Origin of the sequence: Mycobacterium sp. SMC-4, assembly GCF_025263265.1 — a bacterium.
Taxonomy (GTDB): Bacteria; Actinomycetota; Actinomycetes; order Mycobacteriales; family Mycobacteriaceae; genus Mycobacterium.
Map to the genome: position 1 here is coordinate 1,804,984 of NZ_CP079869.1, position 12,006 is coordinate 1,816,989.

The window sequence follows — 12,006 nt, forward strand, 5'->3', positions numbered from 1 at the left end:
TCAGTGCAGCGGGCGCAGCATGATCGGCATGCCGTCGATCGGCACCGACATCCCGCCGTGGTCGTAGCGCGGGGTGTAGTTCGGGTGCACCAGTTCCAACCGGTACTTGCGCAGCAGGCGGTGCATGACCGTCTTGATCTCCAGCTGGCCGAACACCATGCCGATGCACTTGTGCGCGCCGCCACCGAACGGCGCGAACGCGTACCGGTGTTTCTTGTGCTCATTGCGCGGCTCGGCGAATCGCTCCGGGTCGAACTTCTCCGGGTCGGTCCACAGCTCGGGGAGCCGGTGGTTGAGCGAGGGCCAGGTCATGATGTTGGTGCCGGCCGGAATGAAGTAGCCGAGTAGCTCGGTGTCGCGCACGGCCTGGCGGAAGTTGAACGGCAGCGGCGTCATCATCCGCAGCGCCTCATTGATCACCAGGTCGTAGGTCTCGAGCTTTTCGAGTGCTTCGATGTCCAGCGGGCCGTCGCCGATTCGGGCCGACTCGTCGCGGCAGCGGTCCTGCCACTCGGGATTGGCGGCCAGGTGGTAGGCCATCGTGGTCAACGTCGAGGTGGAGGTGTCGTGCGCCGCCATCATCAGGAAGATCATGTGGCTGACGACGTCCTCGTCGGTGAAGCTGCGACCCTCTTCGTCTTGCGCATGGCATAGGACGCTGAACATGTCGGTGCTCTCCGAGGCGCGCTTTCCGGCGATGCGGGCGTTGAAGTAATTCTCCAGCGTCTTGCGCGCCTGAATACCCCGCCACCAGGTCAGCGGCGGTACGGGCTTGCGCACGATCGCATTGCCCGCCCGGGTGGTGGTGGTGAACGCCTCGTTGACCGTGGTGACCAGCTCGGTGTCGGTGCCCGCCTCGTGGCCCATGAACACCACCGACGCGATGTCGAGGGTGAGTTCCTTGACCGCGGGATGGAACAGGAACCGGGGGTCGTTGGCCACCCAATCGTCGGCCACGACCGATGACGCCACCGAGTCGATGTGCTCGACGTAGCCGGCCAGCCGGGTGCGGGTGAAAGCCTCCTGCATGATGCGGCGGTGATACAGGTGGTCGTCGAAGTCGCGCAACATCAGCCCGCCCTCGAAGAACGGGCCGATCACCGGGTCCCATGCGCGCTGCGAGAAGTCCTTGTTGCGGTTGGTGAACACCGCCTGCGTCGCATCGGGGCCCAGTGCCGCGACGGCCGGTAGCACCTGGGAGCCGGAGTAGTAGATCGGTCCGTACCGACGGTACTGGTGCAGGATGAAATCCGGACCGCCGCGGAACATCTCGATCATGTGCGCGATCACCGGTAGACCGTTGTCTCCCTTGACCGCTTTGAGTCCGCTGCCGGCGGGCGGCTCGGCCAGTGTGATCTCTTTGAATTCGGTCTCGAGGAGCTTCTTCTCCAGTGCGCCCATACCCGGGATCGTGACCGGCGTCGGCTTGAGCCGTCGTTTTGCCTGGTCAATCCAGTAGTCTTTGGTGCTGATCGTCGCCATTGAACGCTCCTGAACAGAAGTGCTTGTGGTGGATGTCACCTTCACCCCATCCTGGTGGGGAGACTTGACGCATGTCAAGTTTGAGCGAGCTCAGTTCCGATGACAAGGTCTGGAGTCATGACCGCCGAACCGACACCCTCTGCGGAGGACCGGCGCAGCCGAGGCGACCGGCAGCGCGACGCGATTGTCGCCGCGGTGCGCGAACTGCTCGAGGAGCGATCGTTCGCCGAACTGTCGGTCAGCGCGATCAGCGAGCGCGCCGGGGTGGCCCGGTCCGGCTTCTACTTCTATTTCGAGTCCAAGTACGCGGTGCTGGCGGTGATCCTTGACGAGGCCCGCGACGAACTCATCGAGCTGACACACGACTTCGCGCCCCGGGAGCCGGGGGAGACGCCCTCGGAGTTCGCCACCCGGATGGTCGGCAGTGCTGCCAAGGTCTACGCGACCAACAACCCGGTGATGCAGGCCTGCGCGGCCGCGCGTTACACCGATGCCCAGATCCGCGCGATGATGGACGACTTCGGCGACAAGATCATCGACCGCATCGTCGCACTGGTTGGACAGGATGAGGGAGCCCAGCCGATCAGCAGCGATCTGCCGGCTTTGATCCGCACCCTGGCGGCGACCACCACGATGACGTTGACCCATGACAGCGCGTTCATCGGACGTGACGCCGACATCACCCGCGCGGTCGAGATCGTCGAACGGCTGTGGCTCTATGGGCTGTGGGGCGGCGGGGATCTGCGCGATTAGCCCGCCCGGGGCGGCCAGGGCTCGCCGGTAAGGTCGGCTCTCATGGCGCGACGCAGCGGACCCCGCAAACTTCTCCGGGACGGATACGCCGGTAAACGGTGTTTGGTCACCGGGGCCGCCAGTGGCATCGGCCGCGCCACCGCACTGCAGCTGGCTGAACAGGGCGCCGAGTTGTACCTGACCGATCGCGACGCCGCCGGTCTGGCCGCCACCGTCGCCGATGCGCGCGCGCTGGGAGGCACCGTCGCACAGCACCGGGCCTTCGACATCACCGACTACGAGGCGGTGGCCGGGTTCGCCGCGGATATCCACGCCGAAACCCCCGCCATGGACGTCGTGATGAACATCGCCGGCATCTCAGCCTGGGGCACTGTCGACACGCTGACCCACCAGCACTGGAAGTCGTTGATCGACATCAACCTGATGGGCCCGATCCATATCATCGAGACGTTTGTGCCGCCGATGATGGCGGCCCGGCGCGGGGGGCAGCTGGTGAACGTGTCCTCGGCGGCGGGGCTGGTCGCGTTGCCCTGGCACTCGGCCTACTCGGCGAGCAAGTATGGACTGCGTGGACTTTCGGAGGTGCTGCGTTTCGACCTCGCGCGACACCGCATCGGCGTCTCGGTGGTGGTGCCCGGCGCGGTGAAGACCCCGCTGGTGGAGTCCGTCGCCATCGTCGGGGTGGACCGCGAGGACCCGCGGGTGCAGTTCTGGACGCGCCGCTTCGCCGGGCATGCGGTGTCCCCGCAGGTCGCCGCGGACAAGATCCTGCGCGGCGTGGCCCGCAACCGCTATCTGGTCTATACCTCGGCCGACATTCGGGCGCTGTATCTGTTCAAGCGCACCCTGTGGTTGCCCTACAGCCTGGCGATGAAGCAGGTCAACGTGCTGTTCACGCGGGCGCTGCGGCCGAAGAAGAAACGGCGCTGAGGCTCACCGGGACCCCCAGTCCCAGCGCGGCGTGGTCAGCAGCTGCTGGCCGCCCACTGTCGTCTCGCCCCAGTCTTTGACCAGCTCGATCTCCCAAGCCTGCGTATCGGACCCGATCGGGCCGGCGCCGAGTTCTTGACGCAACCGCGCCGAATGGGTGACGACGACGATTTGGGCCCGTTCGGCCGCCGCGGTGATCAACCCGGCCAGCGGCGCCACCAGTTCGGGGTGCAACGAGGTCTCCGGTTCGTTGAGCACCATCAGCGAGGGCGGCTCCGGGCTCAGCAGCGCGGTAGCCCAGAGCAGGAATCGCAGTGTGCCGTCGGACAGTTCAGCGCTGCGCAACGGTCGCAGCATGCCGCGCTGGTGGAGCAGCAGGTCGAACAGTCCGTCGTTGACCGACACCGAAACCGTTGCGCCATCGAGTGCCGCCGCCACCATGTGTGCCAGATCCTCGGTGCCGGTCTCCAGGATGGTCTGGACCGCCGCGGCCAGGTCCGAGCCGTCGTCGGCCAGCACCGGTGTGCGGGTACCCACCTGCGGGCGACGCGCCGGTGCGCCGCTGTCGGCGCGGAAGCCGTCATAGAACCGCCAATCCCGCAGGCGCTCCCGCACCTGTGTCAGCTCCGGGGTGGCACCTGCCCAGTCGTTGAGCACGCTGCGGTGCGGCGCCAGGTTGCGCGCCAGCTCGTCGAACCTGCCGGGGGTATCGCCGGCGATCTCGACATGCGAACGCACCCGGCGTACCAGCGTCGCCGCCGGACGGGCCACCGGACCGGCGAAAACCAGTTCGCGCTTGATCTCCGGGTCGCGGTGGAACGCGGTCTGACGGTTCTGGGGGAGGCCGAGATCAATCAGATAGCCGAAATCGTCGCTGGCGTAGCCGAGTTCGATCGAGACATGACGGGCGCGCGGTCCGCCCTCGGCGATGCCGGTGCGACGGGCCGCACCGAGGCTCTCCGGACCGGCCCACAGCGCCGACTCCACACCCCCTTCCCGGGCCAGCGACGCGATGACCTCTCCGCGCCCGCAGTCGGCCAACAGCCGCAGCGCGCGATACAGCGACGACTTGCCCGCACCATTGGCGCCGGCGATGACGGTCAGTCGGCGCAACGGCACCACGATGTCGCGCAGCGAGCGGTAGCCGCGGATCGCCACTGTCTCGAGCATGGTCTGACGTTAACGGCCGACACCGACTCCGACGCGCTCACTGCCGGATTCGTTCATCGCCAGCTCCAGGCGCACACCCAATAACCGCACCGGTCGGTCCAACGCGAACATGCCCAGCAGTTCGACGGCGGTGGCCACCACGACGTCGGCGTCGGTACCGGGGGTGGCAAGTTTGCGAATCTTGGTTCGGGTGTAGAAGGTCTTGGTGCGAACGGTGACCGCGACGCGGGTGACGGTGCGGCGCTGTTCGACGACCTCGGCCAAGGTGCGGCGCGCCAGGTCGGCGACTGCCTCTGCCATCTCGTGCGGGTCCGTCAAGTCCTCGGCAAAGGTGACGACGTGGCTGCGCGACCGTGCCACCCACGGCTGCGCACTGACGGTGCTGTCGCCACCCCCCTTGGCCAGCAACAAGATCCACAGCCCGGTCGTCGGACCGAACGCGGCGGTGAGCACCCCGGCGTCGGTGTCGGCCAATTGCGCGACCGTGCTGATGCCCATTGCGGCAAGCTTCTTCGCGGTTTTCGGGCCGACTCCCCAGAGCTCGTCGACGGGCCGGTCGCCCATCGTCGTCATCCAGTTCTCATCGGTGAGCACGTGGATGCCGGCCGGTTTGGCGAAACCGGTGGCGACTTTGGCCCGTTGCTTGTTGTCACTGATACCCACAGAGCAGGACAGCGCGGTCTGCGCGCCGATCACCGTGCGAAGGCGCTGGGCGAGATCGACGGCCTCGTGCAGTGTCGGTACCTGCGCGCCGAGGTAGGCCTCGTCCCAGCCCCAGACCTCCACGGGGTGTCCGAAATCCCGAAGCAGTGTCATCACCTGCTCGGATGCGGCGTCATAGGCTGCGGAGTCGGATGCGAGAAAGACGGCTTCGTGGCACCGGCGGGCCGCGGTGCGCAATGGCATGCCTGCCCGGACGCCGTACGCGCGGGCCTCGTAAGAGGCGCAGGCGACGACCTTACGCGGTTCGGTCGGGTCGCCGTTGCCTCCGACGATCACCGGGCGCCCGGCAAGATCCGGGTTCCGCCGCACTTCGACGGCTGCCAGGAACTGGTCGAGGTCGACGTGCAGGATCCAGCCGTCGCAGTCCTGGGTCATGTCCCACACAGCTTGCGTGCCACCGATTCCCACGCATCGCCGAGGTCGGCCAGGGTGCGGCCGCGTTCGGTGGTCTGGTAGCGGACGTAGCCGGCATCGAGCAGCGCCAGCAGTGCCGCGGCCTGGGCGTCGAGATCGCCGGTGGTTCCGGCGGCGCGCAACAGCACGCGGACGTGACTGTGGTGCAGGGCCATCGGTGCGTTGAACCGCATCAGCGGGTCACGACCGACGTCGGCGAGCAGCGCGTAGTGCGCGTCGACGAAGGCCAGCCGCTCGCGCCCGTAGGCCAAGAGGCGCTCCAATGCCGGGGCGCCGGGGCCCAGCGGGGGCGGTCCGAACAGCAGCGCGTGCTGGTGGGCCTTCTCGTTCTCGTCGAGCAGCACGTTCATCAATCCGGCCCGGCTGCCGAACCTGCGAAACAGCGTGCCCTTGCCCACCCCGGCAGCGGCCACGATCTCGTCGGTGGTCACCGCGTCGGCGCCCCGCTCGGCGATCAGACGCCGGGCCGCGTCCAGCAGCAGACCCCGATTTCGCGCGGCGTCGCCACGCTCGACCGGAGCGGCGATCAGATTCTTGCCGGCCACCGGCACCGGCTCCAGCAGCGGATGCTCGGACGCACTCACCTTGGTCACTTTAACTCAGCGGGAATAAATCGGACTGTAGTCCGGTTAGGATGGGCGAAGATCGACTCAGACGAAGGGACATCGAAATGCCGGACAACTCCGTACTGGTCCTGGTGGGCAGCCTGCGCGCAGCATCGGTCAACCGCCAACTCGCCGAACTCGCCGTCGAGTACGCGCCGGCCGGAACCACCTTCGAGTGGTTCGATCGGCTGGCTGAACTGCCGTTCTACAACGAAGACCTCGACAACGACGCGGTCGCCGAACCGGTGGCGGCGCTGCGCGAGGCTGCAGCGCGGGCCGGAGGTGCGCTGGTCATCACTCCGGAGTACAACGGCAGCATCCCCGGTGTGCTCAAGAATGCGATCGACTGGCTGTCACGGCCATGGGGTGACAGCGCACTCAAGGACAAGCCGCTCGCTGTCGTGGGCGCCGCGCTCGGACGCTATGGCGGCCAGTGGGCCCACGACGAAACTCGCAAGTCGTTCGGCATCGCCGGCCCCCGGGTGCTCGAGGACGTGGCGTTGTCGATCCATACTCCGACGCTCGACGACAAGCATCCTCGTGAGACGGCCGAGGTCGTCGACCAGTTGAAGGATGTCATCGGCAAGCTCATCAGCGAGATCGGTTGACCGTCCGATTGTGTCCCACCGGCGTCGGCCGTCACGCAGATCGTTGCGGCCGGCGCCGGTGTTCGGTTGCGGTCGGGTGCCGCGCCGCGCTGCGAGGTCGAATCGCGGCTCTGTGGGACTTTGCTGACTGTGCTGCCCCGACGAAGCGCGGTTTGCTGATGCGGGGCGCGCCGACGCCGCGGCGGAGCTGATCTGTCGGTGCGGGCTGATACACCTGACAGCAGCCCGACGACACGGTCGATTGTGACGTGCGACACGCCGGGGCGCGTCACCGTGAAAGGCTTACGACCTGGGAATTTCAAAAATGTCATTCAGAACATCTGGTATCTCTTCGCAATGTCGGACACTAGGTGTAGTGTTTCGACCACCGAAGGACCCCCAAGATATGGAGTCCGGACGGACCTGAAGAACCCGGCAGAGCCGGCCTCCCGGCAGACCGGTACGCGGTCCGGACGGCGCGGAATTCTCACGGTTCCCGGGTCGCTGAACTTCAGCGGAATGCAGTAACTGAGATGTTGCCAGCTCGTCCCTCTCAGCCCTCCAAGACAGCCTCACGACAGGAGCCGATCGCAGATGACACAGCCCACCGTCACCGTGTACACGAAACCGGCCTGCGTTCAGTGCAACGCCACGTACAAGGCGCTCGACAAGCAGGGCATCGCCTACGAGGTCGTCGACATCTCGGTCGACCACGAGGCGCGTGACTACGTGATGGCTCTGGGCTATCTGCAGGCTCCGGTCGTGGTGGTCGGCAACGAGCACTGGTCGGGCTTCCGTCCGGACCGGATCAAAGCGCTGGCCGGCGCCGCCGCAGTCACCGCGTAGATCACGTAGCTCCACCAACCAACCCGACCGAGAGGAGACGACGTGAGCAACCTCGTCTACTTCTCCAGCGTGTCGGAGAACACCCATCGTTTTGTACAGAAGCTCGAAATTCCTGCCGTCCGGATCCCGCTGAAGGAACGGATCCTGGTCGACGAGCCGTATGTACTCGTCGTCCCCACCTACGGTGGCGGGCACGCCAACGGTCCTGATCCTGACCGCGGGGGTTATGTCCCCAAGCAGGTGATCGCCTTCCTCAACAACGAACACAACCGGTCGTTGATCCGCGGCGTCATCGCCGCGGGCAACACCAATTTCGGCGCCGAGTTCGGGTACGCGGGGGTCGTCATCTCCCGCAAGTGCGGCGTCCCGTTTCTGTACCGCTTCGAATTGATGGGCACCACGGACGACGTCTTCGCCGTACGCCAGGGCCTGACCGATTTTTGGGCCGACGCCCGGAAGGAACAGACGTGTCACCAACCGTCACAGCTGCAGAACCTGTAACCACAGGCACCCACGCGCTCCCCGGGGAGACCGATTACCACGCGCTGAACGCGATGCTGAATCTGTACGACGCCGACGGCAAGATTCAGTTCGACAAGGATGTGCTGGCTGCGCGTGAGTACTTCCTGCAGCACGTCAACCAGAACACCGTCTTCTTCCACAGCCAGGACGAGAAACTCGACTACCTGATCGAGAAGGAGTACTACGAGCGTGAGGTGCTCGACCAGTACTCGCGCAACTTCGTCAAGACACTGCTCGATCGGGCCTACGCCAAGAAGTTCCGGTTCCCGACCTTCCTCGGTGCGTTCAAGTACTACACGTCCTACACGCTCAAGACATTCGACGGGAAGCGTTACCTCGAGCGGTTCGAGGATCGCGTCGTCATGGTTGCTCTGACGCTGGCCGCGGGGGACAACACACTGGCCGAGAAGCTCGTCGACGAAATCATCGACGGTCGTTTCCAGCCGGCCACCCCGACATTCCTCAACTCGGGCAAGAAGCAGCGCGGCGAACCGGTCAGCTGCTTTCTGCTGCGCATCGAGGACAACATGGAATCGATCGGTCGCTCCATCAACTCGGCGTTGCAGCTGTCCAAGCGCGGAGGCGGGGTGGCATTGCTGCTGACCAACATTCGTGAGCACGGCGCACCGATCAAGAACATCGAGAACCAGAGCTCGGGCGTCATCCCGATCATGAAGCTACTCGAGGACTCGTTCTCCTATGCCAACCAGCTCGGGGCCCGGCAGGGGGCGGGTGCGGTGTACCTGCACGCCCACCATCCCGACATCTACCGCTTCCTGGACACCAAGCGGGAGAACGCCGACGAGAAGATCCGGATCAAGACCCTCAGCCTGGGGGTGGTGATCCCGGACATCACCTTCGAGTTGGCCAAGAAGAACGAGGACATGTACCTGTTCTCGCCGTATGACGTCGAGCGCGTCTACGGGGTGCCGTTCGCCGACATCTCGGTGACCGAGAAGTACTACGAGATGGTCGACGACAGCCGGATCCGCAAGACCAAGATCAAAGCGCGCGAGTTCTTCCAGACCCTGGCCGAGCTGCAGTTCGAGTCCGGATACCCGTACATCATGTACGAGGATACGGTCAACCGAGCCAACCCCATCGATGGCAAGATCACCCACTCCAACCTGTGCTCGGAGATCCTGCAGGTCTCCACGCCATCGGAGTTCAACGATGACCTGTCCTACAAGAAGATCGGCAAGGACATCTCCTGCAACCTCGGTTCGCTGAACATCGCCAAGGCAATGGACTCGCCGGATTTCGCGCAGACCATCGAGGTGTCGATCCGGGCGCTGACCGCTGTCAGCGATCAAACCCACATCACCTCGGTGCCGTCGATCGAGCAGGGCAACAACGAGTCGCACGCCATCGGCCTCGGGCAGATGAACCTGCACGGCTACCTGGCTCGCGAGCGGATCATGTACGGCTCCGAAGAGGGTGTGGACTTCACCAACATCTACTTCTACACCGTGCTCTATCACGCGCTGCGGGCCTCCAATCGCATTGCGATCGAACGAGGTACGGCGTTCGGTGGATTCGAGAAGTCCAAGTACAAGTCGGGGGAGTTCTTCGACAAGTACACCGAGCAGGTGTGGGAACCCAAGACAGATCGGGTTCGCCGGCTCTTCGCCGATGCCGGCATCCGCATCCCGACCCAGGAGGACTGGAATCGCCTCAAGGCGTCGGTGCAGGAGCACGGCATCTACAACCAGAACCTGCAGGCGGTGCCGCCGACCGGGTCGATCTCCTACATCAACAACTCCACCAGTTCGATCCACCCGGTGGCGAGCAAGATCGAGATCCGCAAGGAAGGCAAGATCGGCCGCGTCTACTATCCGGCGCCATATCTGACCAACGACAACCTGGAGTACTACCAGGACGCGTATGAGATCGGCTACGAGAAGATCATCGACACCTACGCCGCGGCCACTCAGCACGTGGATCAGGGGCTGAGCCTGACGCTGTTCTTCAAGGACACCGCCACCACCCGTGATGTGAACAAGGCGCAGATCTACGCGTGGCGCAAGGGAATCAAGACGCTGTACTACATCCGGCTGCGGCAGATGGCGTTGGAGGGTACCGAGGTGGAGGGCTGCGTCAGCTGCATGCTGTGACGGCTTCCCGGTGAAGAAGTGTCGACGACAGTTCAGGCGATCCTCATCGCTGCTCTGGTACTCGGAATCGTTGTCGCGCTGTTCGCTTCAATCCACTTGTGGGAGAAGCGCGTTGAAGGCACACGACTGGAGGAGCGTATCGACCGGTTCTTCGATCGCGTGAGCGATCTGTTCAATCGGTAGTTGCCTGACCGCGCGCCGCGACCGTGGGGGATATGCACGCGGGGAAGCGCATTTGCGGACATAACCCCCACGCTCGACTTTAGTCGCCGCGAGCCTGCTCGGCCCGCAATCCCTTCAGCCGTCGCTCCTCGCGCAGCACGTTCTGGTAGCTCTCCCGTTCGGCAACCAACCAGTCCGGCTTGTCCTCGAGCAGGGCGTTGATCTGTTCGGTGGTGAGCGCCTCGGTGACCCCGCCTCGCGCGAGACCGGCGATCGACACGCCCAACTTGGCCGCCACCAGGTTTTTCGGGTGCGGGCCGTTGTGTCGCAGGTCTCGCAGCCACTGCGGCGGGTCGGCCTGCAGCGCTTCGAGTTCGGACCGGGTGATCGGATTGGCCTGGAACTCCGCGGGTGTCGCGGGCAGGTACACGTCCAACTTCTTCGCCGCAGTGGCGGGCTTCATGGATTGCGCGTTCGGCCTGCTCATGGGCTCAAGCGTATCGGTAGCCTGAAGCTGTGACCTCGCCGTGCCTCACCGTCGGCTACGTCCCCGGTGTGACGCCCGCGAAGTGGGCTCGCAACTGGGCTCAGCGCCATCCGGAGACACCGCTGCACTTACACGCTGTCGCCGCGGCCGACGCGGCCGACGCGGTGCGCACCGGCTCGACCGACGTGTCGTTGCTCCGGTTGCCCACCGACACGTCCGCGCTGGCCGTCATCCCGCTCTACACAGAGACGACCGTGGTGGTGATTCCCGCCGACCACTTCCTCGCTGCCGCCGACGCGCTCAGCGCCGCCGACCTTGACGGCGAACCGACGCTGGTGCCGCTCGACGACGTCGTCATCTGGGACGGTGCACCCGGCGCCGAGATCGAGCACAGGCCCGAAACCACAGCCGGCGCCATCGAACTCGTCGCGGCCGGGACCGGCGTACTCATCGTCCCGCAGTCGCTGGCACGGCTGCATCATCGTAAAGACCTCACATACCGACCCATCATCGACGCGCCGGCCTGCCCGGTGGCCCTGGCGGTCCCCGACGGACCCCAATCGGCAATGGTCGAGGAGTTCATCGGGATCGTGCGCGGCCGCAGACCGGGTTCGTCGCGCGGACAATCGGAGCCGGCGCCGAAACGTACCGCACGGGAGAAAACCCTCGCCAAGCAGGCGGCGCGCGTCGCCGCGGGTAAGGACTCCCGCAAGCCGGGCGCCGCCAAACGCGGACGACGCTGAGGCCGGTCCGCACTGCGACGCGATCAGCCGGCACCGCCTCACATGGTCAACGTGCCGTCGGCGTTGATGGTCCACTGCGGGTTGAACGCGACCTCCCAGACGTGGCCATCCGGGTCGGCGAAGTAGCCGGAGTAGCCGCCCCAGAACACCCTCTCGGCCGGCTTGAGAATCTGCGCCCCGGCTGACTGCGCCTGAGTCAGAACAGAATCCACGTCGGCCTCGGTGCGCTGATTGATGGCGATGGTGATGCCGCTGAATGTGCCGTCGACCGGATGGCGAGCATCTTCGGCGAGTTCATCGCGCCCGAACAACGCCAACGCGATACCGGGCAACTGATAGAACACCACACCCTCGGGCGCATCTTTGGGCTCCCAGCCGAGGCCCTGCTCGTAGAACCGGCGGGCACGCGCCAGGTCGGCGACTCCGAGGGTGATCAAGCTGATGCGCTGTTCCATGCCCGGGAGGCTA

14 protein-coding genes are annotated in these 12,006 nt (G+C 65.4%); 8 read left to right on the top strand and 6 right to left on the bottom strand.

Annotation, left to right across the window (positions count from 1 at the left end; genetic code table 11):
• Positions 1 to 1,482, bottom strand: coding sequence for a cytochrome P450 (locus KXD98_RS08715; RefSeq protein WP_260763348.1), 1,482 nt, complete (start codon positions 1,480 to 1,482; stop codon positions 1 to 3).
• A gap of 117 nt (positions 1,483 to 1,599) precedes the next feature.
• On the opposite strand from KXD98_RS08715, the gene KXD98_RS08720 reads away from it, so the two are divergent.
• Together KXD98_RS08720 and KXD98_RS08725 are read left to right on the top strand one after the other, a co-directional pair.
• On the top strand, positions 1,600 to 2,235 hold the full coding sequence (locus KXD98_RS08720; RefSeq protein ID WP_260763350.1) for a TetR/AcrR family transcriptional regulator: 636 nt from the start codon (positions 1,600 to 1,602) through the stop codon (positions 2,233 to 2,235).
• A gap of 42 nt (positions 2,236 to 2,277) precedes the next feature.
• The gene (locus KXD98_RS08725; protein WP_260763351.1) at positions 2,278 to 3,165 is read left to right on the top strand and encodes an SDR family oxidoreductase; all 888 of its coding nucleotides are present in this window, start codon (positions 2,278 to 2,280) and stop codon (positions 3,163 to 3,165) included.
• A gap of 3 nt (positions 3,166 to 3,168) precedes the next feature.
• Here the strand turns inward: KXD98_RS08725 and KXD98_RS08730 are convergent, their stop codons facing one another.
• Genes KXD98_RS08730 through KXD98_RS08740 form a run of 3 tightly spaced genes read right to left on the bottom strand, consistent with a single transcriptional unit; the run spans position 3,169 to position 6,035 of the window.
• On the bottom strand, positions 3,169 to 4,335 hold the full coding sequence (locus KXD98_RS08730) for an AAA family ATPase (RefSeq protein ID WP_260763354.1): 1,167 nt from the start codon (positions 4,333 to 4,335) through the stop codon (positions 3,169 to 3,171).
• A gap of 9 nt (positions 4,336 to 4,344) precedes the next feature.
• The gene (locus tag KXD98_RS08735) at positions 4,345 to 5,433 is read right to left on the bottom strand and encodes a DNA polymerase IV (protein WP_260763356.1); all 1,089 of its coding nucleotides are present in this window, start codon (positions 5,431 to 5,433) and stop codon (positions 4,345 to 4,347) included.
• Positions 5,430 to 6,035 (bottom strand): helix-turn-helix domain-containing protein, encoded by a 606-nt coding sequence (locus KXD98_RS08740; protein ID WP_396883137.1) that lies wholly within the window; start codon positions 6,033 to 6,035, stop codon positions 5,430 to 5,432. The genes KXD98_RS08735 and KXD98_RS08740 overlap by 4 nt, the downstream gene beginning before the upstream one ends.
• A 107-nt stretch (positions 6,036 to 6,142) precedes the next feature.
• On the opposite strand from KXD98_RS08740, the gene KXD98_RS08745 reads away from it, so the two are divergent.
• The 5 genes from KXD98_RS08745 (at position 6,143) to KXD98_RS08765 (ending at position 10,329) form a co-directional block, all read left to right on the top strand.
• Entirely contained in the window at positions 6,143 to 6,685 is a 543-nt protein-coding gene (locus KXD98_RS08745; protein ID WP_260763358.1) for an NAD(P)H-dependent oxidoreductase, read from the top strand.
• A gap of 573 nt (positions 6,686 to 7,258) precedes the next feature.
• The gene (gene nrdH / locus KXD98_RS08750; protein ID WP_260763360.1) at positions 7,259 to 7,510 is read left to right on the top strand and encodes a glutaredoxin-like protein NrdH; all 252 of its coding nucleotides are present in this window, start codon (positions 7,259 to 7,261) and stop codon (positions 7,508 to 7,510) included.
• Positions 7,511 to 7,552: 42 nt separating this feature from the next.
• Positions 7,553 to 8,011 (top strand): class Ib ribonucleoside-diphosphate reductase assembly flavoprotein NrdI, encoded by a 459-nt coding sequence (gene nrdI / locus KXD98_RS08755; protein WP_260763362.1) that lies wholly within the window; start codon positions 7,553 to 7,555, stop codon positions 8,009 to 8,011.
• 53 nt (positions 8,012 to 8,064) lie between these two features.
• The gene (gene nrdE / locus KXD98_RS08760) at positions 8,065 to 10,146 is read left to right on the top strand and encodes a class 1b ribonucleoside-diphosphate reductase subunit alpha (protein ID WP_260765076.1); all 2,082 of its coding nucleotides are present in this window, start codon (positions 8,065 to 8,067) and stop codon (positions 10,144 to 10,146) included.
• Between the two features lie 18 nt (positions 10,147 to 10,164).
• Positions 10,165 to 10,329: a hypothetical protein gene (locus KXD98_RS08765; protein ID WP_260763364.1), complete on the top strand. Its 165-nt coding sequence runs from the start codon at positions 10,165 to 10,167 to the stop codon at positions 10,327 to 10,329.
• Positions 10,330 to 10,408: 79 nt separating this feature from the next.
• On the opposite strand, the gene KXD98_RS08770 is transcribed toward KXD98_RS08765, so the two are convergent.
• Entirely contained in the window at positions 10,409 to 10,795 is a 387-nt protein-coding gene (locus KXD98_RS08770) for a DUF5997 family protein (RefSeq protein ID WP_260763367.1), read from the bottom strand.
• A 29-nt stretch (positions 10,796 to 10,824) separates the two neighbouring features.
• Between KXD98_RS08770 and KXD98_RS08775 the strand changes: the two genes are divergently transcribed.
• Positions 10,825 to 11,538, top strand: a complete 714-nt coding sequence (locus KXD98_RS08775; RefSeq protein WP_260763368.1) for a LysR family transcriptional regulator substrate-binding protein — start codon at positions 10,825 to 10,827, stop codon at positions 11,536 to 11,538.
• A 38-nt stretch (positions 11,539 to 11,576) separates the two neighbouring features.
• Here the strand turns inward: KXD98_RS08775 and KXD98_RS08780 are convergent, their stop codons facing one another.
• Positions 11,577 to 11,993: a VOC family protein gene (locus tag KXD98_RS08780; RefSeq protein ID WP_260763370.1), complete on the bottom strand. Its 417-nt coding sequence runs from the start codon at positions 11,991 to 11,993 to the stop codon at positions 11,577 to 11,579.
• Positions 11,994 to 12,006 lie beyond the last annotated feature (13 nt).

Excerpts from the sequence above, each read along its gene's own strand:
- KXD98_RS08730 (WP_260763354.1), bottom strand. The coding sequence starts at position 4,335 with ATGCTCGAGACAGTGGCGATCCGCGGCTACCGCTCGCTGCGCGACATC.
- nrdH (WP_260763360.1), top strand. The coding sequence starts at position 7,259 with ATGACACAGCCCACCGTCACCGTGTACACGAAACCGGCCTGCGTTCAG.
- nrdE (WP_260765076.1), top strand. The coding sequence starts at position 8,065 with ATGCTGAATCTGTACGACGCCGACGGCAAGATTCAGTTCGACAAGGAT.
- KXD98_RS08725 (WP_260763351.1), top strand. The coding sequence starts at position 2,278 with ATGGCGCGACGCAGCGGACCCCGCAAACTTCTCCGGGACGGATACGCC.
- KXD98_RS08720 (WP_260763350.1), top strand. The coding sequence starts at position 1,600 with ATGACCGCCGAACCGACACCCTCTGCGGAGGACCGGCGCAGCCGAGGC.
- KXD98_RS08745 (WP_260763358.1), top strand. The coding sequence starts at position 6,143 with ATGCCGGACAACTCCGTACTGGTCCTGGTGGGCAGCCTGCGCGCAGCA.
- KXD98_RS08735 (WP_260763356.1), bottom strand. The coding sequence starts at position 5,433 with ATGACCCAGGACTGCGACGGCTGGATCCTGCACGTCGACCTCGACCAG.
- KXD98_RS08715 (WP_260763348.1), bottom strand. The coding sequence starts at position 1,482 with ATGGCGACGATCAGCACCAAAGACTACTGGATTGACCAGGCAAAACGA.
- KXD98_RS08780 (WP_260763370.1), bottom strand. The coding sequence starts at position 11,993 with ATGGAACAGCGCATCAGCTTGATCACCCTCGGAGTCGCCGACCTGGCG.
- KXD98_RS08770 (WP_260763367.1), bottom strand. The coding sequence starts at position 10,795 with ATGAGCAGGCCGAACGCGCAATCCATGAAGCCCGCCACTGCGGCGAAG.